Raw genomic sequence first — 24,414 nt, 5'->3', positions numbered from 1 at the left:
CCCGCGACAAGGGCGCATGGGACTGGACGATGATGATCGCCCAGCCCGACTGGATCACCCGCGAGATCGTCGATGAAGCTCTGACCGCCGCAGAGCGGAAGGGGTTGCCGACGCTGAGCCTGATTCGCTTCGAGCGCTACGCCGAGGGCCGCAGCGCGCAGATCTTGCACGTCGGCTCCTATGACGATGAGGGCCCGACACTCGAGCGCCTGCATGCCGAGTACCTGCCCGCCCACGGGCTCCTGCCACGAGGACGCCACCACGAGATCTACCTTTCTGATTTCCGCAAGACCGAACCCGCCAAGCTGAGGACGATCCTGCGCCAACCCGTCGCAACCCGACCCGATTGAGAACAGGGCGACGCGCTGGGACGCCAGCCACCATCGCGCTGCGTCCGGCAAGGTGCCCCGAGCGGGGGCGGCCGTGGTGGCAGCAGGTCGGCGGTCAGGTGGCTGGCTGCCCGGCTGCGGGCGCGATCGGCCGGGCGGCTCGGTGGCTGGGCGCGTTGGGGCTGACGGTGAGCCGCCCGTCGGCGAACACCGCGCTCGGCGTCCGCCAGACACCCGGCTCGACCAGCGGGCTGGCCGGCAGCAGCACCAGCGCGGCCGGCTCGCCGACCCGCAGCCGGCCGGTCCGCCGACGCATCCCGGCGGCTCCGGCGCTGTGCTCGGTGGCTGCGCGCAAGGCTCCCAGCCGGCCGAGCCCGGCGGCGGCTAGCCGGTCCAGCTCGCGCGGGTCCACGGCAGGGACGGCCCCGGAGCGGCCTTGGTCTGCGCCGTCGGTGCCGTAGAGCAGCGTCGCCCCGGCCGCCACCAGGTCGGCTGCGTTGGCTGCTGCGTCGCGTCCGAAGCCTTCGGAGAAGAACCGTTGCAGGGTCGAGGTGAGCTTGATCCCGCTGCCGGCGATGCGCTCGATCAGGTCGGCGGGCAGCCGTTCGGTCGGGATGTGCGCCAGTTCGTCCACCCCGGCGTCGACGGCGCGGCTGACCAGCTCGACACTCAGGGCGTGGGCCACCACCGCGAGCCCGGCGTCGTGGGCGGCGTTCACCACGGCGCGGACCACCGCCGGTGGCGGCACCGGCCGGGCGTGGGGACCGGGGTCGAGGCCGAGCTTGATGACGTCCATCCCGTCGGCGGCAAGCCGCTGCACCGCCCAGCGGGCCTGCACCGGTGAGTTCACGAACTCGGTGTCGCCGTCGCCGGCCCAGCAGGAGGCGGGATATCCGCCGGGAGCGATCAGCACCGGACCGCTGACCGCGACCACCGGCCAGCCGGGTGGCGGTGGTTGGTGCCCGGTGCGCCAGCGCAGCGCCTGTCGCAGTGGGGCCGCCAGGTCGCGGATGCCGACCAGCCCGGTCTCCAGGCCGGTGCTCAGGGGTTCGGTTGTGCCGTCGGTCGGCGGGCTCAGGTGCACATGGGCATCGGTGATGCCGGGCACCACCCAGTGGCTTACCCCGCCCAGCACGAGCAGGTCGCTGGGCAGGCCGGAGCGTTCGGCGCGGATGTCGGCGACCCGGCCGGCGCCGTCGAGGACCACCATTTCGAACCTGGGCTCGTCGGCGCCACCGGTCCAGACGGTGCCGACGAAGGCGACGCCACGGCTGGGGACGGCGCCGGTTTTGAGCCGCCGGGACAGGATCAGCCCCAGCCCGGTCCTGGCCCGATCCGCCAGCGCTGCCCGCAACCGCACACCACGCCGGCCGGGCGGCGGCTGATCTTGGTCGGTCACCGCCCCATCCTCGCAAGGCAGAAAGGTGAACAAAAGCCTCGCCTAGCCGGGTTATCTGGGAGTCGGGATCCAGAAGTCGCTTCCGAGGGCGCGATACGCCCTCTACAGAGTCGGCAGAGCGTTGAACACACTGGACGATCGGAACTGGCCTGAAGTGGGCGTTGCAGCGGGTGCGAGCCATTAGCCGTGCGGGTGTCATTGGATCCGTGGCCGAACCAGGTACATGCATGCTCGACGGTGCCCCGGAATCGAGTAGATTGCCGCGAAGCATTCACTCATCAGAACAGGAAACTCAATGGATAATCCAGATCGACTGGACGCCAGCGATCACAAGATATTCATTGATCGTGTCGATGAGGCGACGGTGCTGCGGAATGCGCTGCGGCAGCACCGCGAACGAATGAACTCCAATCGCGTCAGCTCCACCGTTCTACGGAACGTACTCACGTTCTACGGGCATGGCGGGGTTGGCAAAACCGACCTCTCCCGGCATCTTGCTGACTGGATCGACCCTGAGGGGGAGACTACGTCGGGATGGGGCGAGGCCCCCGAGACTGCCGTCAGCGCGATCGTCCGGTGGGATGTCAATGACTCTCACGGCGGACTCGACCCTCTTCCCCTGCTCATAGAACTCCGGCGACAACTCGGCCGACTAGAGTCGACCTGGCCGGCATTTGACCTCGCCTTCGGCTCGTTCCACCGATCGCTGCGCCCCGGTGTCGAGTTGCGGCTGCGGACACCTCGCGCTGGCTCGACGACTCTGTCAGACGTCCTTGCCGGCCTGGTCGGTGATGTGATCGCAGGGGCCGATGTTGCTATCTCCGGAGGCCTCGGCGCCGCTACGTTCGGCGCCGGTCAGTTCGTGTTGAAGACCGCTCACGCACGGTCGCGGGCGCGGAAGACTCTCAACGACTATCCCGAGCTCGCCGAGCTGGTGAAAGATTGTGAATCGCTTTCTGGCTCGGTCGAGGAAATCGCCTTGGTCGCCGGTCGTATTGCGTTCATGCTTAGTGAGCAAATCGATCGAATGGAGCCAGAAAAGAGGCCACTGATCGTCATATTCGTCGATCATATGGATCGACTACAGATACCAGGCGAGACGCATCTGGGAGAAGGCACACTTAACAGGCTGGTGTCTCGGCTGCCCTATTTCCTATTTGTCATAACTGGTAGAGACAGTCTAAGATGGCACGAACCCTCATCAACCGATTTGGCGGTGCTTGGCGCCAAGGCGTGGCCATTGCTCTCCACCGAATCCCCACCGCTGGATGAGCCCCGTCAGCACCGCATAGGCAACCTATCGGTAGTGGACGCTGAGTTGTTCCTGCGTACTTCGTTCGCGCGGAACGACATCGCGGTTGAAGACATCCTGATTGCCCAACTTGCCGAGACATCGGATGGGTGGCCGCTACACCTGGACACTATCGTCGCGGTTGCGATCGAGCGATCTTCGCCGGGTCGTTTGCTTACGGCGGCCGATCTCGCGGGTCCCCTCCCGAAGTTGGTCGAGCGGCTCTTGCGCGATCTGCCTGCTCCAGTGGCGGATGCGTTCAGGACTGCGTGTCTGCTCCCTTATTTCGACACGAACTTCGTGGCTGCCGCAGGCCAGCTGACGCATGGGGCTGTGGAACAGCTCTTGAAAAAGGAATTCATCCGCACAAATCCCGGGAGCGTGTACCCGCACCGGATCCACGACAAACTTCGCGCCTTGGTCCGGGAAGCCGGCTCTGCGGTGGTGGGCGGATGGAGCGAATCCGATTGGCGCGAGCGGGCGAATCGAGCTCTGACTGAAGCCGCCTCGCGCTTCGAAAGTGCCATGAACGCCGCTGACGATCTCGGAGCGATCGACTCGTTGGCGCTCGGCCTGAACGTCGCGACCGAGAACGGCACCTTCGCGCCCTGGCTTATCGATGCCATCCGGCGTTCGCCGAACATTCGGGATCTATCGACTCGGATCGCAGTGCGCGCACCCGACGCGGCGGACCAAGATCTGGTCGCTACCTTGCAGTTCCTGCAACTGCGCGCACGTGCAGACGCAGAAGACGTCACGGCCGCAATGGGTGCCCTGATCGATCGACGAAGCGCAATCGCATCTACGGCCGGCCTGTGGCGAGCATACGACCTTCGTAAGGCGGGGCGCACCGAGGAGGCCCTCGACCAATTCGAGCAACTCATCGCCGATTTCGACGACCGACCGTCGCTGTATCGCTATCAGTTGGCTGTGACACTTCGGCTCGCACGGCGTTATCAGGACGCAACAAGCCACGTTGAAAATCTCACGGATTCGCAGCTTCATTTGCTGCGTGCTGTGATCAGACGAAATCACGGTGACTTCGAGGGCGCGGCAGAGAATTTACGGGAGCGAGTCGAGCGCGCACGCAGCCGGCGCTTCCAGGTCGAATTGCTTGGTGACTGGCTCATCGCACAACATCGCGAGGCCGGAGTCAACGAGGCTGATATTCAGGAAGTGTACGACATAGCAGTTCGCGTGGGCCATGACGGAGCCCGGGCCGACAGCCTTGGTGTTCTCGCCGAGACCCACCTGTTCGACGAGGACGTGTTTTCCGCCTGCATGGCAGAACTTGCGGAACTCAGCGGTCGGCGCCATCAACCTTACCGCGCTCAGGGCCAAGCCCTGGCGCTTCGTGCGTGGGCCGCGCAGGATGACGACACTGCGCGGGAAGCCCACCACCTTACGCTGCTTGTGCCATTTCGTACCTCGACGTGGACTCCCGTGGAAATTCTCCTCGAAGAAATCGGACATCCCGTTCCCATGGCTGTAGCGCAATGGCTTGAGCCGTACGAAGTCGTACGCGCCCGCTGGCTCGACCTGCTGGGACGGATCGTTGATCGCGCACGGAATCAGCTCAGCTCGGACCGTTGAAGCCATGACTTCTAAAGGCTAGCTGTCTGCCGCGACAAACACACACCCACGTTAGGCAAGCAAGGCGCAATAACTAGCGAATCTGCCCCTAGTGTCAAAGCAGCACGCTGTCAATCCAAAACCGTTATGGTTGGCCCTTCAGACGGCTTCGAGTAAGGATGTACCTACGAGCGAACGACCACGACGCGGAGCGCGTCCCTACTTATCCTGCCGCACCTGCTTCATCAGCTTAGTAAGGGGTCTCATGTCCAAGGTTGAATCGGCAGCCCTAGCGCTCCTCCGATCAGGTGAACGTCCTCAACATGTACTCAAAGGTCTAAGCGATGGCCTCAATCGTGGCCAGCGAAACGCCACCGACGCCACCGTGCTGATCGCGGACTCAGCTGTCATCGTTAGTTGGTTGAAAGGCATGATTCCGAAGCCTGTCGCAGAGCGGTTCGAGTATTCCGAAATACTGGGCGCATATGAGTCCGACGACCCGCTACCAGGCGTTGCAGGCGCGTTGGAGCGCAAGAACGCAACGCATGCCCTGGCAAGAGCTATGGGCAGCTCCAGCACTCGACCGACTCTGATCATTTCCACACGACGGGGGATTTTGCGCTGTTTCTCAAAGGCAAGGAGCGCGGAGATCTCAGACTCGCGACTGTGGCCATCAGTGACTTAGTCGCTGAATCTGCGAAGCCGACCCCCGAAGCCTGACATGCCAGCACGCCACGCTTAGAAGCAGACTCCGGTACCAACCAACCTTGCTGATCGCGGGGTCACGAGGGGCAATTTCGCCAAGTCACCGGTAATGCGTGCCTGAGGTCGTCGAGCGATGGCGTGAAGCTCCGGCGTCGAATGCGCCCCCTTCGGCTGGCTACCACCAATTTCCTCCGCAGGCTCGGGTTGGCACCGGAACCGGCAGCGTTACGATGGATGTCGCCGCGCCGGCCAGCATTGGCCCGCCGACGGCGGCCCGCCCAGGTCCTAAGCCCCATCAGGACTACTCACCGTTCGCAATGCCGACCTGGGTCGTCGCGCACCGCGTCCAATAGCCGCCTGCAGATGGCCGATCATTGCACTACTGCGGTTCAGGCGCGCACCAGTTCGTGGCAGTCGGGTTAGAAGCGGCCGAACGGCGCTTGCCTCAGCAGGATCTGCAGCTCATCCACCTGGCTGGGCGGCACCACCTTGGTCAGGTCCACCCGGCTCAGCGAGGCCATCGTGCGCACGCGCTTCAGGGGCCGCACCAGCCGCCAGACGATCAGGATCGGCGCCCACGGCACGCCCGGCAGCCCGACCCGGCGCAGCTCGCGGCGCAGCTCCCGACGGGTTCGGGTGACCAGGGCGGCCACCCGGGGCTCCAGCGGCCCCAGCCTGCTGGCTCCCGAGAGCCGGCGGGCAAGAGCGCTGAGCACGCCGCGAACCGCCAGAATCACCAGCGCGACCAGGCCGAGCAGCACCGCCAGCAGCTTCTGGTCGCCGAGCCAGCTCAGCCCAGCGAGCAGCAGCACCACGACACCGGTCCACTGGACGGCGTTGACGATGGAGCTGCCCAGCGCCCGGGTCAGCAGGTACCGGCGCAGCACCGCCTGGCTGGCCGCCGAGCCCGGGCCGATGTTGCCCACCTCGATGACCGGATGCTCGCCGGACACCGGGACCTCTTCAAAGAAGGGCCATTGCGGGTTGCCGCGAGACCCTGACGACCACCGGGGGCTGATCTGCTCGCTCATGTCCTTCTCAACGTTCGCAGGCCCCGGCAAGTTTCCGCCACGGACCCAAGCGACGAACCCTCAGCGACCCGGCGAGCTTCCGACGTGCTGGTCGCCGATCGCGTTCGGCCCGAGCAGCGCCTTGATGTCACCCATCAGCCCCTGCGACGGTGTCACCCGGTAGTCCGGCAGCGTGGTCCGCAGCTGCTGGCCGAAGGTCAGCTGGATCTCGACCGGGGTCGGTCCCGGGTGCGAGCGCAGGATCTCCTTGAGGTTCTCCACGATCGCCTGCCGGCACTGCTGCTGGTTCATCACCAGCCGCAGCGGGCCGTCCATCCCCTTGGTCAGGTCGGGCAGCATCAGGTCCGAGCCGATGATGCGGATGGTGTCCTCCCGGGCGTCCACCCGGCCGTTGATCACCACGATCGCGTCCTCGGCGATCTGCAGGCCGACCTGGGCGTAGGACGCCGGGAAGAACAGCACCTCGACGGAGCCCTCGAGATCCTCCAGCACCACCTGGGCCCAGGGTTTGCCGTCCTTGGTCATCCGCCGGGTGACGCTGGACAGGATGCCGGCCACCGTCACCTTCTCGCCGTCCTTGACCGCCTCGGTCTGCAGATCGGCGATGCTGACCTCGGCCTCCGAGCGCAGGATGTGCTCGACGCCCAGCAGCGGATGGTCGCTGACGTAGAGGCCGAGCATCTCGCGCTCGAAGTTCAGCAGCACCGACTTGTCCCACTCCCCCTCGGGCACCCGGACGGCGAACATGTCCCCCAGGCCAGCCCCGGCATCGTCGTCGAAGCCGAACAGGTCGAACTGGCCGATCGCCTCGGCGCGCTTGGTGCTGAGCACCGTGTCGATCGCGGCCTCGTACACCTGGATCAGGCCCTTGCGGTGATGTCCCAGGGAGTCGAAGGCCCCGGCCTTGATCAGCGCCTCGACGGTGCGCTTGTTGCAGGCCACCGCATCGACCTTGCGCAGGTAGTCGGCGAAGTCGGTGAAGGCGGTATTGGCCTTGCGGCAGGTGGTCACCGACACCACCACGTTGCCGCCGACGTTGCGCACCGCCGACAGGCCGAACCGGATGTCGCTGCCGGTCGGGGTGAAGTTGGCATCGGAGGAGTTCACGCACGGCGGCAGCACCCGGATGCCCATCCGGCGGCACTCGGCAAGGTAGACCGCCATCTTGTCCTTGTCGTCCTTGACCGAGGTGAGCAGCGCGGCCATGTACTCGGCCGGGTAGTTGGCCTTGAGGTAGGCGGTCCAGTACGACAGCATCCCGTAGGCGGCCGAGTGCGCCTTGTTGAAGGCGTAGTCGGAGAACGGCACCAGGATGTCCCAGAGCGTCTTGACGGCGGCGGCGGAGTAGCCGTTGGCCGCCATGCCCGCGGAGAACTTCTCGTACTGGGCGTCCAGCTCGGACTTCTTCTTCTTGCCCATCGCCCGCCGCAGCAGGTCGGCGCCGCCGAGGGTGTAGCCGGCCAGCGACTGGGCGATCGAGATGACCTGCTCCTGGTAGACGATCAGGCCGTAGGTGTCGCTGAGGACCTCGGCCAGCGGCTCGGCGAGCTCCGGGTGGATCGGCACCACCGGCTCCCGGCCGTTCTTGCGGTTGGCGTACTTGTTGTGCGAGTCCGCGCCCATCGGCCCCGGCCGGTACAGCGCGATGACGGCGGAGATGTCCTCGAAGTTGTCCGGCCGCATCGAGCGCAGCAGCGCCCGCAGCGGCCCGCCGTCCAGCTGGAACACCCCGAGCGTGTCGCCGCGGGTCAGCAGCTCGTAGGTCGCCTTGTCATCCAGCGGCAGGGTTTCCAGCACCAGCTCGATGCCGCGGTTGGCCCGGATGTTGTCGACCGCGTCGTCGAGGATGGTGAGGTTGCGCAGCCCCAGGAAGTCCATCTTGATGAGCCCGAGGCTCTCGCAGCACGGGTAGTCGAACTGGGTGATGATCGCGCCGTCGGCCTCGCGGCGCATGATCGGGATGAGGTCGATCAGCGGCTCGCTGGACATGATGACGCCGGCGGCGTGCACGCCCCACTGCCGCTTGAGTCCTTCCAGGCCCTTGGCGGTGTCGACGACCCGCTTGACCTCGGCGTCGGCGTCGTACAGCGACCGGAACTCCCCGCCCTCGCCGTAGCGGTTGTGGGTGGGGTCGAAGATCTTCGAGAGCGGGACGTCCTTGCCCATCACCGGCGGCGGCATCACCTTGGTGATCCGGTCGCCCATCGCGAACGGGTAGCCGAGCACCCGGGCGGCGTCCTTGACCGCCTGCTTGGCCTTGATGGTGCCGTAGGTGACGATCTGGGCGACCCGCTCGTCGCCGTACTTGTCGGTGACGTAGCGGATCACCTCGCCGCGCCGGCGCTCGTCGAAGTCCACGTCGAAGTCGGGCATCGAGACCCGGTCGGGGTTGAGGAACCGCTCGAAGATCAGCCCGTGCTGCAGCGGGTCCAGGTCGGTGATCCGCATCGCGTAGGCGACCATGCTGCCGGCGCCCGAGCCGCGGCCGGGACCGACCCGGATGCCGTTCTCCTTGGCCCAGTTGATGAAGTCGGCGACCACCAGGAAGTAGCCGGGGAACCCCATCTGGGTGATCACCGAGACCTCGAAGTCGGCCCGCTGCCGTACCGCGGCCGGAATGCCGTCCGGATAGCGGGCATGCAGGCCGCGTTCGGTCTCCTTGACGAACCAGGAGGTCTCGTCCTCGCCCTCGGGCACCGGGAACCGGGGCATGTAGCTCTTGGACTCGTCGAAGGAGATCTCGCACCGCTCGGCGATCAGCAGGGTGTTGTCGCAGGCCTCGCGCAGCTCGTACTTGTCCGCCCACAGCGAGCGCATCTCGGCCGGGGACTTGAGGTAGAAGTCCTTGGCGTCGAACTTGAACCGGTTCTGGTCCTGCATGGTCTTGCCGGACTGGACGCACAGCAGCACCTCGTGGGCGTCGGCGTCCTCGGCCCGGGTGTAGTGCAGGTCGTTGGTCGCCAGCATCGGCAGGCCCAGGTCCTTGCCCAGCCTGAGCAGGCCGTCCCGGACCCGGGTCTCGATGCCGAGGCCGTGATCCATCAACTCCAGGAAGAAGTTGTCCTTGCCGAAGATGTCCCGGAATTCGGCGGCGCTCCGCCGCGCGTTGTCGTAGTTGCCGATCCGCAGCCAGGTCTGGATCTCCCCGGACGGGCAGCCGGTGGTCGCGATCAGGCCGCTGGCGTAGTCGTTGAGCAGCTCCCGGTCGGCCCGGGGTTTGTAGAAGAAGCCTTCGAGGCTGGACCGGCTGGCGAGCCGGAACAGGTTGTGCATGCCGGCGGTGTTCTCGGCCAGCAGGGTCATGTGGGTGAACGCGCCGCTGCCCGAGACGTCGTCCTCGCCGCCGGCGTTCCACCGGACCCGGGTCCGGTCGCCGCGGTGGGTGTTCGGGGTGAGGTAGGCCTCCATGCCGATGATCGGCTTGACGCCGTGCAGCTTGGCCTTCTTGTAGAAGTCGTAGGCGCCGAAGACGTTGCCGTGGTCGGTCATGGCCACCGCGGGCATGCCCATCCGGGCGGTCTCGGCGAACAGGTCGTCGAGCCGGGCGGCGCCGTCGAGCATCGAGTACTCGGTGTGCACGTGCAGGTGAACGAAGGAGTCGGACTGTCTGGTAACGGTCACAGCGGTGCCCACGTCCTTCGTTCGGGTGGCGCCCGTCCTGCGGGGCTGGCCAGCGGATTCCGATTCTGCACCCCGGCACTGACAACGTGGCGCCAGGCCGGTCCGCGAGTCCCTCGACCTGTTCTTGAGAGTCGCTACCCAGCCCCCATGGAGTGTCGGGAGGAGTGAGTTCTGTCGGCCCGCTGTGACAGCATGAGGCCATGTCCATCATCAAGATCAACGCGATTACCGTGGCCGCCGACAGCGGTGACGAGCTCGCCAAGCGATTCGCCGCGCGGGCTGGCGCGGTCGACGATCAGGACGGCTTCGAGGGCTTCGAGCTGCTGCAGCCGACCGACGGCCGGACCACCTGGCTGGTCATCACCCGCTGGCGGGACGAGGAGGCTTTCAACGCCTGGGCCACCGGGCCGGCGTTCGGCCAGGGCCACCGATCGGAGGGACCGCATGCCTCCGAGGCCGGCGGCGAGCCACCGAAGAGGCCGGTCGGGGTCAGCAGCGAGCTGTGGTCCTACGTCGTGGCCGGTGGCTCCGCGGGTGGCTCGGCCTCCTAGCGGCGGAACGTCCTCTGGCGACTGATGCCTGCGTCAGTCCTGCGATTCCAGGACGTCCAGGGCGTGCTGCAGGTCGGCCGGGAACGGCGACACCACCGTCAGCCGCTGTCCGGTGCCGGGGTGCTCGAACGACAGCGAGCGGGCATGCAGCCACTGCCGGTCCAGCCCCAGCCGCCGGCTCAGCACCGGATCGGCGCCGTAGACGGTGTCGCCGCAGCAGGGATGGCGCAGGGCGGCCATGTGCACCCGGATCTGGTGGGTGCGTCCGGTCTCCAGCCGCACGTCCAGCAGCGATGCGGCCCGGTAGGCCTGCACCGTCTCGTAGTGGGTGACGCTGGGACGCCCGCCGGCCACCACCGCGAACTTCCAGTCCGAGGACGGGTGCCGGTCGATCGGCGCGTCGATCGTTCCGCTGCTCGGATCGGGGTGGCCCTGCACCAGCGCGGAGTACAGCTTCTCCACCGTGCGCTCCTTGAACGCCCGCTTGAGCGCGGTGTAGGCACGCTCGCTGCGGGCCACCACCATCACTCCGGTGGTGCCGGCGTCCAGCCGGTGCACGATGCCCTGCCGCTCGGCCGCGCCCGAGGTGGACAGTCGGATGCCCATCGCCGCGAGCCCCTGGGTCACGGTCGGGCCGTCCCAGCCGATGCTGGGATGCGCCGCGACGCCGACCGGCTTGTCGATGACCACCAGGTCGTCGTCGGAATGCAGGATGGTCAGCCCGTCCACCGCCCGGGGCGGCGCGGCGGCCAGGTCCACCGGCTCGGGAATGCTGATCTCCAGCCAGGACCCGCCGCGGACCTTCTCCGACCGGCCCGGGCTGGTCCCGTCCAGGGTGACCGCGCCGTCGTCGATCAGGCCGGCGGCCGCCGTCCGGGACAGCCCGAACAGCCGGGACAGCGCCACGTCCAGCCGCAGGCCGTCCAACCCGTCGGGGACCGGCAGCATCCGGGCGTCAGTCATGCGACCTGCGCTCGACGGGATCCTTCGGTGGTTCGACGGGATCGTCCGACGGCGTTGCGGAGTCCTCCGACGGCACTGCGGGCTCGTCCGCCGGACGACCGGGCGCGGAGCTGAACTCGACGCCGCGCAGCGACAGCAGCACCGCCAGCACGGCGCCCGTCACGATCGCCGAATCGGCCAGGTTGAAGATCGGCCAGACGTGGCCGTCGTTGGCCAGCACCGAGATCCAGTCCACCACGTGGCCCCTGCCCGGCGACGGCGACCGCAACAGCCGGTCCACCAGGTTGCCCATCGCGCCGCCGAGCACCAGCCCGAGCGCCACCGCCCAACCGGACGAGGTCAGCCGGCGCGCTGCCCGCAGCACGATGGCAATGACGATGATCGAGATCGCGGTGAGCACGATGGTCGCCCCGGTGCCCACCGAGAAGGCCGCTCCGCTGTTGCGCGCCTGCACCAGGTACAGCGCGCCACCCAGCAGCCGGATCCCGGGATCGGTCTGTTCGATATGGGCCACCACCAAGACCTTGCTGACCAGATCGGCGGTCAGGGCGACCAGCGCGGCGCCGAAGAACAGCCGCATCCTGGTGCCTGGCGCCCGGACGGCGAGCTGCTCGGAATCAGCCGGTCGAGGGTTGGTCACCCGCCCATTCTCGCGCATCGTCGCCAGGGCGGCTGCCGCCAGCCCTCAGCCCGGCCGTCTCGTGGTCAGCGCCGTTCGGCCTTGGCCTTGCACTCGGCGTCCAGGGTCGCCATCGGCAGCGCCCGGAGCCGGGCCTTGGGAATCGGCTTGCCGCAGTCCTCGCAGATTCCGTACGTGCCGGAGTCGATCCGCTCGATGGCGTGCTCGATCTGGCTCATCAGCAGCTGCCGGTTGGCCGCGATCGACTGCTCCTGGTCACGCTCGAACGCCTTGGCGCCGGCGTCGGCCTGGTCATCGCCCGCGCCGTCCTGGGAGTGCCGCAGCTCATCCAGCTGACTCATCGACTTGTCGTATTCCAGCTGCATCTCGGCCAGCTCGCCCTGCAGCCGGGACCGGATCTCGGCCAGGTCGGCAGCGCTCAGCTCCGAGCCGGTCCGAGGTGTGGTGTCGGCGTCGGCGCTGGTTGCCGGCGCGGAACCGGCCTTGGCTGGGGGCGCGCTCTTGGCCGCCGTCTTGGCGGCCGGCGTGCTCTTGACCGGCGCCTTGGCGGCCGGCGCGCTCTTGGCTGCGGGCGCGCTCTTGGCTGGCGCCTTGGTAGTTGGCGCCTTGGCGGCCGGCGCCTTCGAAGCCGGTGCGTTCGTAGCCGGCGCCGTCTTCGCGGGCGCTTTCGTTGCGGGAGCCTTCTTGGCAGCGGCCACCTTGGTAGCCGGAGCCTTCTTGGCGGCGGGAGTGGACTTGGCGGCCGCCTTCGTGGCTGCGGGTGCGCTCTTGGCCGGTGCCTTCGTAACCGGCGTCTTCGTGGCAGGCGTCTTCGTGGCAGGCGTCTTCGTGGCAGGCGCTTTCGTAGCAACTGCAGTCGCAGCAGGCGCCTTGGCAGCAGGCGCCTTGGCAGCAGGCGCCTTCGAGGGAACGGAGGTGGCCGGGACCTTGGCGGGAGATGCCTTCACCGCCGCCATCTTCTTGACAGGCGCGCTCTTGGCCGGCGCGCTCTTGGCCGGCACGCTCTTGACGGGCGCGTTCTTGGCTGCAGCACCCTTAACCCCAGCACCCTCAACCCCAGCACCCTTCGACGCCGAGGCAGCCGGTTCCGTCGTCTTGGCCACCCGGCCGGCCACCTTGCCAGCGGCCACCTTGCCAGCGGTGACCTTGCTGACGGTGCCCTTGCCGCTGGCCGTGACCTTGCTGGCCGCCGCTGCCGACATGTCCCCGGCTCGCCGCAGCGCCGCGCCGATCCGTCCTCGCACGCCCGCCATAGCGGCCCCTTTCGCCCGTGCCGCTGCCGGCGACCGGCGCCGACTCTGGCAAGGCCGCCAGAATAGGGGGTGGCCGAACCGGGCGGTAGCGGGCACGCCGAGGCGCCGCCATCCGCCATCCGTCGCCCCTAAGCCCCCATGCCTCACGACCGTCATACAAAGCGCTCGTCCGGGCGATCGATTCGCAGGACGCTCGGTCGGCGCATATCGCTGGCGGCACCACGTAGAATGCTCAGCAGGCGTCGACGAGGACAAGTAGCGCCGGTGGCAAGCCAGGAGCGAGCTGGGGATGGTGCGAGCCCAGCGGTGAGCGCCGGGCGGCGAAATCACCTCCGAGCTTCGGAAGAAAGCGACCGACCGTCGTGAGTAGAACCGAGCGCAGCACCAGAGCGGGCATCCCAGCGGGGTGCCAAGAGGGGTGGTACCGCGGCAGCACCCGCTGTCGTCCCTTCACCGAATGGCCGGTCTGACCCCAGATCGGCAAGTCCGGCGAAGGAGAGTCCCGCGATGGCCTACCAGGCCCTGCCCGCCCACGTGGATCTGGCTGCGAACGACCACGAGGTGATCGCCTTCTGGCGTGAGCACAAGGTCTTCGCCAAGAGCCTGGCGCAGACCACCGGCGGGCCGTCCTACGTCTTCTACGAGGGCCCGCCGACCGCGAACGGCACGCCGGGCACCCACCACATCGAGGCGCGCGTCTTCAAGGACCTCTTTCCCCGCTTCAAGACCATGAAGGGCTACTCGGTGCCCCGGATGGCCGGCTGGGACTGCCACGGCCTGCCGGTCGAGCTAGCCGTGGAGAAGCAGCTGGGCTTCACCGGCAAGCCGGACATCGAGCGGTACGGCATCGCCGAGTTCAACGCCCAGTGCCGGGCCGAGGTGCAGCGCAACGTCGACCTGTTCACCGCCATGAGCGAGCGGATGGGGTACTGGGCCGACTACGACAACGCCTACTGGACGATGAACCGCGAGTACATCGAGTCGGTGTGGTGGGCGCTGAAGCAGATCTTCGACCAGGGCCTGCTGGTCGAGGACCACCGGGTGACCCCGTACTGCCCGCGGTGCGGCACCGGGCTGTCCGACCACGAGGTGGCCCAGGGCTACGAGACCGTGGTCGACCCCTCGGTGTACGTGCGGCTGCCGCTGACGTCCGGGCCGCTGGCCGGGCAGGGGGACCTGCTGGTCTGGACCACCACGCCCTGGACGCTGGTGTCCAACTCCGCCGTCGCGGTCAATCCCGAGGTCACCTACTCCGTCGTCCGGACGCCCGAGGGCCACACGCTGGTCACCTTCCTCGGTGGCGCGGCCAGCGCGCAGCTGCCGCCGGGCACCGAGACCGTCGGCAGCTACCAGGGCCGGGAGATGGAGCGCTGGACCTATCAGGCGCCCTTCGACTACGTCGAGGTCGGGGACGCGGACAACCCGGCGCACTACGTGGTGCTGGCCGACTACGTCACCACCGACGACGGCTCCGGCCTGGTGCACCAGTCGCCGGCCTTCGGCGCCGATGACCTGGCGACCTGCCGCAGGTACGGCATCCCGGTGGTCAACCCGGTCGGCAGGGACGGGCACTTCCTGCCCGAGGTGCCCGAGGTCGGCGGGATGTTCTTCAAGGACGCCGACGACAAGCTGGTCGCCGACCTGACCCGGCGCGGCCTGCTGGTCAAGCACCTGGGCTACGAGCACTCCTACCCGCACTGCTGGCGCTGCCACACGCCGCTGATGTACTACGCGCTGCCGTCGTTCTACGTCCGGACCACCGAGCGCAAGGCCGAGCTGATCGCCCAGAACGAGGCCACCAACTGGCACCCCGACACGATCAAGCACGGCCGCTACGGCGACTGGCTCGACAACAACATCGACTGGGCGCTGTCCCGAGACCGGTACTGGGGCACCCCGCTGCCGATCTGGCGCAACGACTCCGACCCTAGCCGGCTGGTCTGCGTCGGCTCGCTCGCCGAGCTGTCGGAGCTGACCGGGTCCGACCTCAGCGACCTGGACCCGCATCGGCCCTTCGTCGACGTCCCGACCTTCACGCTGCCCGGGGTGCCCGGGACGTTCTCCCGGGTGCCGCAGGTCATCGACGGCTGGTTCGACTCGGGCTCGATGCCGTTCGCCCAGTTCGGGGCGCCGCACCGCAACGCCGAGCTGGCCCGGCAGAACTACCCGGCCGACTTCATCTCCGAGGCGATCGACCAGACCCGCGGCTGGTTCTACACGCTGATGGTGATCGGCACCCTGGTGTTCGACCAGTCCAGCTACCGCAACGTGGTGTGCCTGGGCCACATCCTGGCCGAGGACGGGCGCAAGATGAGCAAGCACCTGGGCAACATCCTGGAGCCGATCCCGCTGATGGACCGGCACGGCGCGGACGCGGTGCGCTGGTTCATGCTGGCCGGCGGCTCGCCGTGGTCGGCCCGCCGGGTCGGGCACAAGAACCTGGAGGAGATCGCCTCCAAGGTGCTGCGGACGTACTGGTCGATCGCGTCGTTCCAGTCCCTCTACGCCCGGGCCAACGGCTGGACGCCGGGTGCCGCTGTCGGCGAGCAGTCGGTGCTGGACCGCTGGGCGCTCGCCGAGGCCAACCGGGTCGCCGCCGAGGTGGACGCCGCCCTGGAGGCCTATGACCCGGCCCGGGCCGGCCGGGCGCTGTCCGGGCTGATCGACGACCTGTCCAACTGGTACGTCCGGCGCTCCCGCCGCCGGTTCTGGGACGGCGACCCGGCAGCGCTGCAGACCCTGCACGACTGCCTGGACATCCTGACCCGGCTGCTGGCGCCGTTCGTGCCGTTCGTCACCGAGCGGGTCTGGCAGGCGCTGTTCGCTCAAGCCACCGGCGTGGAGTCGGTGCACCTGGCGGCCTGGCCGGACACCGCCGCGGCGACCGATCCGGCGCTGTCTGCCCAGGTCTCACTGGTGCGCCGGGTGGTCGAGCTGGGCCGGGCGGCGCGGGCCGGGTCCGGGGTCAAGACCCGGCAACCGCTGGCCAGGGCGCTGATCTCGGCCAACGGCTGGGCCGCCCTGCCCGAGCAGCTGCGCCAAGAGGTGGCCGACGAGCTGAATGTCGTCGAGCTCGCCGAGCTGGCCAGCGCCGAGGATCTGGTCAACGTCACGGTCAAGCCGAACTTCCGCGCGCTGGGCAAGCGGTTCGGCTCCCGGACGAAGGAGGCAGCCGCGGCGATCACCGCCGTCGACCCGGCGGAGCTGGCCCGTTCGCTGCGGGAGACCGGATCGATGCGGCTGCCCGCGCTGGACGAGGACGTCACCGCCGAGGAGGTGCTGATCAGCGAGGCACCCGTGTCGGGCTGGGCGGTGGAGAGCTCCGGGCCGGAGACGGTGGCGCTGGATCTCGAGCTCACCGCCGAGCTGCGCCGACTGGGGCTGCTGCGGGAGGTGATCCGGATCGTGCAGGACGCCCGCAAGAACGCCGGTTTCGACGTCACCGACCGGATCACGCTGCACTGGACGGTCGGTGGCTCCCCGGAGCCGGCCCAGGCGATCCGGGAGCACTCGAAGGAGCTGGCCGGCGAGGTGCTGGCAACCTCCGTCTCCGAGGGCAGCCCGGCAGACGCGGACGGTTTCTTCGCCGCCGGTGACGACGAGCTCGGGCTGCACCTCTGGCTGGCCAGGACCGGCTGAGCCAGCTCTGGGTGCTCGCTCGGCCAGGTCGGCTGGGGGCGGTTCTCAGCCGGGCCGGTTTTCAGCCGGCGGCCAGCCCGGTGTCCGGGTCGCACAGCGCGCAGGGGGTGAACCCGTCCTCGACGGCCTGGCGCAGCGGCACCGGCTCCGGCTCCGGCTCGCGGCCGATCAGGAAGGCGCAGCCGGGCAGGTGGTAGCGCGGCCGGCCGTCGATCACCCAGACCGGCTCGTCGCCCCGGCTGCGCAAGGGCGGATCGGTGTCGGCCTCGGCAGGCTCTGGGTCGGCTGGATCGTCGGACTCGACCGGCTCACCCGGCCCGGCTGGGTGGTCGAACTCGTCCGGGCCGCCCGGTCCGGCTGGGTCGCCGCGCCCGGCCAAGTCCTCGGCATGGGCAAGGTGCTTGGGCTCGGCTGAGTTGGCAGGCTCGGCCGCGGGGGCTGGCGCGGCTGCGTGCGCGGGTGGCACGGCAACCGGCGACGCGGCCACCGGCGGCACGGCCACCGGCGACGCGGCCACCGGCGGCACGGAAACCGCTGCCCCGGCAGCGGAGCCCCGGGCCGGTTCGCCGGCCACCGTGGCGAGCACCGGCACCCGCGCGGGCGTCCGCACCTGAGCGCCGTCCCGCGCCTGACCGGCAGCGCCGTCCCGCGTCCCGCGTGAAGACGCCCCGGCATCGCCGCTCTCCTGTTGGCGGCGATAGCGCAGGATCGCCATGCCAGCCAGCAGGCTTGCCGCGATCGAGGCCACCACCAGCGGGGTGCTGCCGGTGATCAAGCCCAGCACGAGCAGCGCCAGGCCGGCGACGAGCAGCAGCAAGACCACTACCTGCACGTCCCGGCCTCCCGGTCTAGCGCCACGTCGCGGCGAGCGTCGTCATCGCCAGGCGCCACGCCGTAGCCAGGCATATCCGCTCGCCCGAGATCGCCGGTCGGGCCTCAGCCCTGTTGCTTGTCCGAGCCGCTGGAGGCCTGGACCGGCTCCGCGCGGGTGCTGGTGTCCAGGTCCCGCAGCTGGGACTCCAGGTAGCTCTTGAGCCGCGACCGGTACTCGTGCTCGAAGGTGCGCAACTCCTCCAGCCGCTTCTCCAGCGCGGCCTTGCGCTGCTCGAGCTGGCTGGTGATCTGGTTGGCGCGCTGCTCCGCTTCCTGCACCGTGCCCGCCGCCTTGGCGCGCGAGTCCCGGTCCAGCTGCTCGGCACGCGACTGGGCTTCGGCGATGGTCTTCTCGTGGAAGGCGCGGGCCTCGGCCTGCACCCGCTCCTGGTGCGCCTTGGCCTCGGCGATCGTCTTCTCCGAGTGCGCCCGCGCGGCCGCGGTCTGCTCGTCGGCTGCCTGCTGCGCCAGCGCGAGCACCCGCTCGGCCTGGCTGAGCTGGTTGACCCCGCCAGCGGCGGCGGCGCCGGCGGCGGCCGGCGTGGCGCTCTTGGCGGCGGCCAGCTCCTGCTGCGCCTGGGTAGCCGCCTGCCGGGCCTGGTTGACCGCGGCTTCCAGCTCGCCGATCCGGGCGGTGAGCTTGCGGTTCTCCTCGTGCGCCGCGGTCAGCGCAGCCGAGTCGTTCTGGTTGGCCGAGGGCTGCTTGGCCTGGGTCAGCGCCGACTCGAGCTCGCCGATCCGGGCGGTGAGATTGCGGTTCTCCTCGCGCGCCGCGGCCAGCACCGAACCGTCCGCAGCCGGCGCGCCGCCGGACGAGCGGTCCCTGAGGTCCGCGTTCTCCTCGATCAGGCGGGCGAGTTCGACCTCGATGATGTCGAGGAAGGCGTCGACCTCTTCTTCGTCGTACCCGCGCTTGCCGATCGGGGGCTTCTTGAAGACCACGTTGTGGACTTCGGCGGGTGTCAAAGGCATCGAGTCACCTCATGTGGAGTGCGGAAGGCCCAGGGGAGGGCCGTCCTTGGCGTGCGAACGGACAGGCTTGCAAGACGCGGCGCCGGCGAAGTTGCGGCGCCGCTCGCACCGACTACGTAAATCAGTGCGTAGGCAGGATAGCGACCCTGGCCGGGGTCATACCGCACGAGTGGCCAAACAGGGCCGAAGTCTTGTCCTGACAGCCTGCCGGGCAGGCGCGCAGTGGGTCAGCCGGCGGCCAGCGAGGCCACGATCGCGCGCAGGATCCAGATGAGAATCAACAGGACGATCACGCTCATATCGAAGCTCACGCCACCGAGACGCAACGGCGGGATCAGCCGGCGCAGCAACTTCATCGGCGGATCGGTCACGGTGTACACGGCCTCGAGGCCGATCGCCGCGGCGCCAGCCGGGCGCCATGACCTGGCGAAGCTACGGGTGGTCTCTACGATCAGCCGGGCGATCACCAGTAGGTAGAACACCAGCAGGGCGAGGCCGATCGCGGCCCAGAACGTCGTCATGGGTCCATTCTGGCACTCGCGCGGCAGCGACGCCCACGCTTCAGCTCTGGTTGTAGAAGCCGCCCTCGACGATCCGCTGCTTGTCGGCCGCGGTCACCGAGACATTGTGCGGGCTGAGCAGGAACACCTTGGGGGTGACCCGCTCGATGCTGCCGTGCAATCCGAAGGTCAATCCGGCCGCGAAGTCGACCAGCCGCTTGGCGTCGGCGTCGTCCATCTCGGACAGGTTCATGATCACCGGCGTTCCGGCGCGGAACTGCAGGCCGATGGTCTTGGCCTCGTTGTAGGTGCGCGGGTGCAGGGTGGTGATGCGCTGCGGGGGTTGCTCGTACGTGGCGTCGTAGTCGTCGTAGCCGTCAGCCTCCGGGCCGGCGGCCTCGTAGCCGGCCCGCGCCGGGGCCACCTCGACCTCGCGCCGGTGGTACTGCGGATCGCGCGCGAGCGCACCGTAGGACTCCGTGCCGCCGCCGTCGGCGTAGTCGTCATCCTCGACGAGCCCGAGGTAGACGCCCATCTTCCGAAAGGCTGTAGCCATTTCGTCCTCCTGTGTAGGTACTTCCCGCTGCTGCGGGCCGACGCTATCTGAATTGTTGTTCGCGGCGGCCGAGCAACGCCGTACCGATCCGCACGTGTGTCGCGCCGTGTCGCAGCGCTGCTTCCAGGTCATCACTCATGCCGGCCGAGACGATTCCGGCTGCCGGATGGCTCTCCCGCAGCCGCTGCGCCACCTCGGCCAGGTGGCTGAACGCCTCGTCGGGATCGCCACCCAGCGGCGCGATCGCCATGATCCCGGCCAGCCGCAGGACCTCGGATGCGGCGACCCGGTCAGCCAGCCGCATCAGCTCGTCCGCCGCGCCGCCGCCGCGGCCCGTCCGACCGGGTTCAGCGCCGGGTTCGGGGTCCAGGCTCAGCTGAACCAGGACGTCCAACTCCGGCCGGTCCGCCCGCCGGGCGCCGTCTTCCAGCGCGTCCGCCAGGCCTTGCCGGTCCACGCTGTGCACCAGGTCGGCATAGCGCGCCACCGACCGGGCCTTGTTGGTCTGCAGCTGCCCGATGAAGTGCCACCGGACGGCCACCTCGGTCAGGGCAGCCAGTTCGGCCGACTTGGCCGAGGCGTCCTGATCGCGGTTCTCCCCCAGATCGGTCAAGCCGAGCTGGGCCAGCAGCGCGGCATCGCTGGCCGGGAAGAACTTGGTCACCGCGATCAGGGTGATCTCGTCCTCGGACCGGCCGGCCGCCGCGCATCCCTGCGCGATCCGGGAACGGACCGCGGCCAGGTTGTCGCGCAGCTCGGCCAGCCGGTCGTCCGGCGAGGTCATCGATGCTGGCCCGGCCTATTTGAGGAAGTCGGGGACATCCAATTCCTCGTCCGGCTCGACCGGCTTGCGGGTGGTGGCCGGTGACCAGCTGGTGCCCGGCCCCGCGCTCGGGGTGGCCGCGCCGTACGCGCTGGCGCCCGAACTCGGCGCGAAGGACGGCGCGGGGCGCGCGGCCCCGTTCATCGCCGACGCGGCCGACACGGTGGCGAGCTGGGCCTCCGGCTCGCGCCGGGCGGGGATCTCCACCTTCTTGTACGGCAGCTGGCCGGAGTCGAAGCCCGCGGCGATGACCGTCACCTTGACCTCGTCGCCGAGGGTGTCGTCGATCACCGCGCCGAAGATGATGTTGGCGTCCGGGTGGGCGGACTCGGCGACCAGGCTGGCCGCGTCGTTGATCTCGAACAGCCCCAGATCCGATCCGCCGTAGATCGACAGCAGCACGCCGTGCGCGCCGTCCATGCTGGCCTCCAGCAGCGGGCTGGCGATCGCCATCTCCGCGGCGGCCCGGGCCCGGCCCTCGCCACGCGCCGCGCCGATGCCCATCAGCGCCGAGCCGGCGCCGCTCATCACGCTCTTGACGTCGGCGAAGTCGAGGTTGATCAGGCCGGGCGTGGTGATCAGGTCGGTGATGCCCTGGACGCCGGAGAGCAGCACCTGGTCGGCGCTGCGGAAGGCGTCCATCACCGAGACGTTGGGATCGGAGATCTGCAGCAGCCGGTCGTTGGGAATGACGATCAGCGTGTCGCACTCGGCGCGCAGCTGCTCGATGCCGATCTCGGCCTGGGTGGCGCGCTTCTTGCCCTCGAAGGAGAACGGCCGGGTCACCACGCCGATGGTCAGCGCGCCGAGCTTGCGGGCCATGCTGGCGATCACCGGGGCGCCGCCGGTGCCGGTGCCACCGCCCTCGCCCGCGGTCACGAAGACCATGTCGGCGCCCTTGAGCACCTCTTCGATCTCGTCACGGTGGTCCTCGGCCGCCTTGCGGCCCACCTCGGGCTGCGCGCCGGCGCCCAGGCCGCGGGTCAGCTCGCGGCCGACATCGAGCTTGACGTCGGCATCGGACATCAGCAACGCCTGCGCGTCGGTGTTCACCGCGATGAACTCGACGCCCTTGAGGCCTTGCTCGATCATCCGGTTGACCGCGTTCACGCCGCCGCCGCCGACACCGACGACCTTGATCACAGCGAGGTAGTTGTGGGGTGAGGTCATGTGGGGAGTCCTTCGCTTGGCTTTCGATCTCGGTGGTGTGGTCGGGCACTGCTGTGAACTCTCACCCTCAAGTAGACCGTTAACGTTATGTCAACCTGAGCGATAGTTGAAAAGTAGTTCGCCGAGCCGCCGCCACCCGCAGGCGCGCCGTGACACGCCGCAAAACAATGGCGATCCTTGCTGCTGAGGACGCGGGCACGTCGCTGTCGGGCTCGAACGGGACTCGGGATGTCGTGCTAGAGCGCTCCCCCGCGGTGACCGGCGGCCACTGAGCAGAGCGACCCGCCGAAGGACTGCCGGCCCATGGTCTGTCGGCGACGAGAGGAGGAGTCCGTCGCTCAACAGCCCAGCTGGGCATTACAGCTAGCTGCCGGGGTCGGTCCGGCTGGTCACCACGCTCGGATCGCTGAGGTCGAAGTAGTGGCCGGGACGCCCCAGCAGCGCCGTCAGCAGCCGCGCCTTGTCGGCGCTGCGGTCGATGCCGCCCCACAGCACTATCCGGCCGTCCCGCAGGGTCAGCGTCACCGACTCCGTGCTGGGTGCCGAGATCGAGCTGAGCGACCGCAGGATCGTGGCGGGCAGCGCTCCGGCGACCACCGATGCGGCCGTGGACTGCGGGCCCTCGGCCGGAACCAGCAGCCGCGGCAGGCCGGCCGGAGCCGCGGCGACCGTGGAGAAGGCCACGCTCTCGCGGTCGACCAGCACCACCCGCCCACCGTCGACCTGCCGGTAGCCGATCGCCACCCGCTCGGTGATCCGGATGGTCACGCTGGCCGGATAGGACCGGCTCACCGTGACGGCGCGCACCGGGGCGACCGCGCTCAACCGGGCACGGATGGCGCCGAGGTCGAGCCGGGCCAGCGGCGCTCCGGAGCGGATGCCGGCCGCGGCCCGGACCTGCTCGGCGGTCAGCGTCCGGGCTCCGACCACGTTGACCGTGCGGACCCCCAGCACGCTGGAGAAGGCCACCAGCCAGACCAGCAGCGCGAGCACCAGGGCCGCCGCGCACCAGTACCACCACCGCGCCGGGCGGATCGAGGCCAGCCGGCCGGCCATGCCCCGGGCCGTCGAGCTGGCGGCCGGCGAGCCGTTGGTCATCGAGCCGTTGGTCATCGAGCCGTCGGTCATCGAGTCGTCGGTTACCGGGCCACGGCTCATCGGTCCGCCGGCTCTCGGGCCCTCGGTCATGGGGCCACGGCTCATCGGGCCGGTCATCGGTCCGCTCCCCGTCCGGCGAGCTCGGTGAGGATGTCCGCGCACAGCAGGTGGACGTCGCCGATCCCCATGGTCAGCACCACGTCCCCGGGCTCGGCCAGCGCCGCCACCCGGCCGGCGACCGCATGCCAGTCCGGCTCGTACACCACCCGGTCGGCGGGCAACGGGACCTGCTCGGCGATCAGCGCTCCGGTCACCCCGGGGATGGGCCGCTCCCGCGCGGGAAAGATGTCCATCAGCACGGCGACGTCGGCCAGCGCCATCGCCTGGCCGAACTCCGCGGCGAACGTCTGCGTCCGGCTGTACGTCCCGGGCTGGAAGATCGCGATCAGCCGCCCGGACCCGGCCAGCACCCCGCGGGCAGCGCCGAGCTGGGCACGCACCTCCGTCGGGTGGTGGGCGTAGTCGTCATACACCCGGATCCCGGCGGCCTCGCCCCGGAACTCGAAGCGACGCTGGACGCCGGCAAAGCCCCGCCAGCTGTCGGCGGCCTGGCCGGCCGACAGGCCCAGCTCGACCGCGACGGCGAGCGCGGCGGTGGCATTGAGCGCCATGTGCCGTCCGACCAGCGAACCCAGCCGGACCTCGACCGGGGCGGCGGCGATGCCGTGCACGGTGAACTCCACCGCGTCCGGCTGCTCGCGGATATCGGTGACCCGGATGTCGGCGTCCGGCCCGGCGCCGTAGCCGCGCACCCGGACGTCCCGGGCCCGGGCATAGCGGGCCAGCCTGCTGGCGCCGGCGTCATCGGCGCAGTACAGCAGCTGGCCGCCCGGACAGATCCGGTCGACGAACTGCTCGAAGGCCCGGAAGACCCCTTCCAGGTCGCCGTGGTTCTCCAGGTGATCGGCCTCGACGTTGGTGACCACCGCGATCTCGGGCCACAGCAGCAGGAACGAGCCGTCGCTCTCGTCGGCCTCGACGAGGAACAGCGGGTCGGCGCCGGCCCGCCCGTTCACCCCGGCGCCGGCCAGGTTCGCCCCGATCGCGAACGAGGGATCGAGCCCACCGGCCAGCGCGGCGGTGGCCAGCAGCGAGGTGGTGGTGGTCTTGCCGTGGGTGCCGGCGATCGCGACGCACCGGCTGCCGCTGATCATCGTGGCCAGCGCGGTGGCCCGGCGGAGCACCCGCAGCCCGCGCTCGCGACCGGCGGCCAGCTCGACGTCCTCGGGATCGATCGCGGTGGTGTAGACGAGGGTGTCACAGGTTTCCAGGTGCTGCGGCGAGTGCCCGATCGAGATCTCGGCGCCGAGCTCGCGCAGCTGCCGAACGGTCACCGACTCCCGGCTCTCGCAGCCGGTCACCAGCAGG

At 69.2% G+C, this 24,414-nt stretch carries 18 protein-coding genes; 4 read left to right on the top strand and 14 right to left on the bottom strand.

The genetic code is table 11. The features are described 5' to 3' along the window. Nucleotides 1-350: GyrI-like domain-containing protein (locus VF612_RS04010; protein WP_408658561.1), on the top strand; the 350-nt coding region annotated here is incomplete at its 5' end. A gap of 94 nt (nucleotides 351-444) precedes the next feature. Here the strand turns inward: VF612_RS04010 and VF612_RS04005 are convergent. Further along, on the bottom strand, nucleotides 445-1,728 hold the full coding sequence (locus VF612_RS04005; protein WP_408658560.1) for an amidohydrolase family protein: 1,284 nt from the start codon (nucleotides 1,726-1,728) through the stop codon (nucleotides 445-447). 295 nt (nucleotides 1,729-2,023) lie between these two features. Here VF612_RS04005 and VF612_RS04000 point away from each other — a divergent pair, with 295 nt between their 5' ends. Then, entirely contained in the window at nucleotides 2,024-4,612 is a 2,589-nt protein-coding gene (locus VF612_RS04000; protein ID WP_408658559.1) for a hypothetical protein, read from the top strand. A 1,103-nt stretch (nucleotides 4,613-5,715) separates the two neighbouring features. Here the strand turns inward: VF612_RS04000 and VF612_RS03995 are convergent. Beyond that, a complete protein-coding gene (locus VF612_RS03995) occupies nucleotides 5,716-6,327 on the bottom strand; it encodes a HAMP domain-containing protein (protein WP_408658558.1) in 612 nt (203 codons plus the stop codon). A 60-nt stretch (nucleotides 6,328-6,387) separates the two neighbouring features. Beyond that, nucleotides 6,388-9,948, bottom strand: a complete 3,561-nt coding sequence (dnaE, locus tag VF612_RS03990; RefSeq protein ID WP_408658557.1) for a DNA polymerase III subunit alpha — start codon at nucleotides 9,946-9,948, stop codon at nucleotides 6,388-6,390. Nucleotides 9,949-10,148: 200 nt separating this feature from the next. On the opposite strand from dnaE, the gene VF612_RS03985 reads away from it, so the two are divergent. Further along, nucleotides 10,149-10,499 (top strand): antibiotic biosynthesis monooxygenase family protein, encoded by a 351-nt coding sequence (locus tag VF612_RS03985; RefSeq protein WP_408658556.1) that lies wholly within the window; start codon nucleotides 10,149-10,151, stop codon nucleotides 10,497-10,499. A 33-nt stretch (nucleotides 10,500-10,532) separates the two neighbouring features. Here the strand turns inward: VF612_RS03985 and VF612_RS03980 are convergent, their stop codons facing one another. The 3 genes from VF612_RS03980 to VF612_RS03970 all read right to left on the bottom strand — a co-directional run bounded on the left by VF612_RS03980 (nucleotide 10,533) and on the right by VF612_RS03970 (nucleotide 13,355). Next, nucleotides 10,533-11,462, bottom strand: a complete 930-nt coding sequence (locus VF612_RS03980; protein WP_408658555.1) for an RluA family pseudouridine synthase — start codon at nucleotides 11,460-11,462, stop codon at nucleotides 10,533-10,535. Further along, the gene (lspA, locus tag VF612_RS03975) at nucleotides 11,455-12,102 is read right to left on the bottom strand and encodes a signal peptidase II (protein WP_408658554.1); all 648 of its coding nucleotides are present in this window, start codon (nucleotides 12,100-12,102) and stop codon (nucleotides 11,455-11,457) included. The genes VF612_RS03980 and lspA overlap by 8 nt, the downstream gene beginning before the upstream one ends. A 65-nt stretch (nucleotides 12,103-12,167) precedes the next feature. Beyond that, complete coding sequence (locus tag VF612_RS03970; RefSeq protein WP_408658553.1) at nucleotides 12,168-13,355, bottom strand: TraR/DksA family transcriptional regulator; 1,188 nt, start codon at nucleotides 13,353-13,355, stop codon at nucleotides 12,168-12,170. 507 nt (nucleotides 13,356-13,862) lie between these two features. Between VF612_RS03970 and ileS the strand changes: the two genes are divergently transcribed. After that, nucleotides 13,863-16,994 (top strand): isoleucine--tRNA ligase, encoded by a 3,132-nt coding sequence (ileS, locus tag VF612_RS03965; protein WP_408658552.1) that lies wholly within the window; start codon nucleotides 13,863-13,865, stop codon nucleotides 16,992-16,994. A 61-nt stretch (nucleotides 16,995-17,055) separates the two neighbouring features. On the opposite strand, the gene VF612_RS03960 is transcribed toward ileS, so the two are convergent. The 8 genes from VF612_RS03960 to murC all read right to left on the bottom strand — a co-directional run. After that, complete coding sequence (locus VF612_RS03960) at nucleotides 17,056-17,826, bottom strand: hypothetical protein (RefSeq protein WP_408658551.1); 771 nt, start codon at nucleotides 17,824-17,826, stop codon at nucleotides 17,056-17,058. Nucleotides 17,827-17,930: 104 nt separating this feature from the next. Beyond that, nucleotides 17,931-18,839: a DivIVA domain-containing protein gene (locus VF612_RS03955; protein WP_408658550.1), complete on the bottom strand. Its 909-nt coding sequence runs from the start codon at nucleotides 18,837-18,839 to the stop codon at nucleotides 17,931-17,933. 227 nt (nucleotides 18,840-19,066) lie between these two features. Then, entirely contained in the window at nucleotides 19,067-19,360 is a 294-nt protein-coding gene (locus tag VF612_RS03950) for a YggT family protein (RefSeq protein ID WP_408658549.1), read from the bottom strand. Nucleotides 19,361-19,400: 40 nt separating this feature from the next. Beyond that, nucleotides 19,401-19,895 carry a cell division protein SepF gene (locus tag VF612_RS03945; RefSeq protein WP_408658548.1) on the bottom strand — a complete coding sequence of 165 codons (495 nt, stop codon included), beginning with the start codon at nucleotides 19,893-19,895 and terminating at the stop codon, nucleotides 19,401-19,403. Nucleotides 19,896-19,938: 43 nt separating this feature from the next. After that, on the bottom strand, nucleotides 19,939-20,679 hold the full coding sequence (locus VF612_RS03940; protein ID WP_408658547.1) for a YggS family pyridoxal phosphate-dependent enzyme: 741 nt from the start codon (nucleotides 20,677-20,679) through the stop codon (nucleotides 19,939-19,941). A gap of 15 nt (nucleotides 20,680-20,694) precedes the next feature. Continuing rightward, complete coding sequence (gene ftsZ, locus VF612_RS03935) at nucleotides 20,695-21,888, bottom strand: cell division protein FtsZ (protein ID WP_408658546.1); 1,194 nt, start codon at nucleotides 21,886-21,888, stop codon at nucleotides 20,695-20,697. Nucleotides 21,889-22,251: 363 nt separating this feature from the next. Then, a complete protein-coding gene (locus VF612_RS03930; protein WP_408658545.1) occupies nucleotides 22,252-23,103 on the bottom strand; it encodes a cell division protein FtsQ/DivIB in 852 nt (283 codons plus the stop codon). Then, a partial coding sequence (murC, locus tag VF612_RS03925; protein WP_408658544.1) for a UDP-N-acetylmuramate--L-alanine ligase occupies nucleotides 23,100-24,414 on the bottom strand: 1,315 nt, incomplete at its 5' end. The genes murC and VF612_RS03930, both read right to left, overlap by 4 nt.

It is taken from the genome of Jatrophihabitans sp. (assembly GCF_036388195.1).
GTDB lineage: Bacteria > Actinomycetota > Actinomycetes > Mycobacteriales > Jatrophihabitantaceae > Jatrophihabitans_A.
Note: the sequence above shows the minus strand (reverse complement) of the source record. Positions and strands in the feature narration are given on the sequence as shown.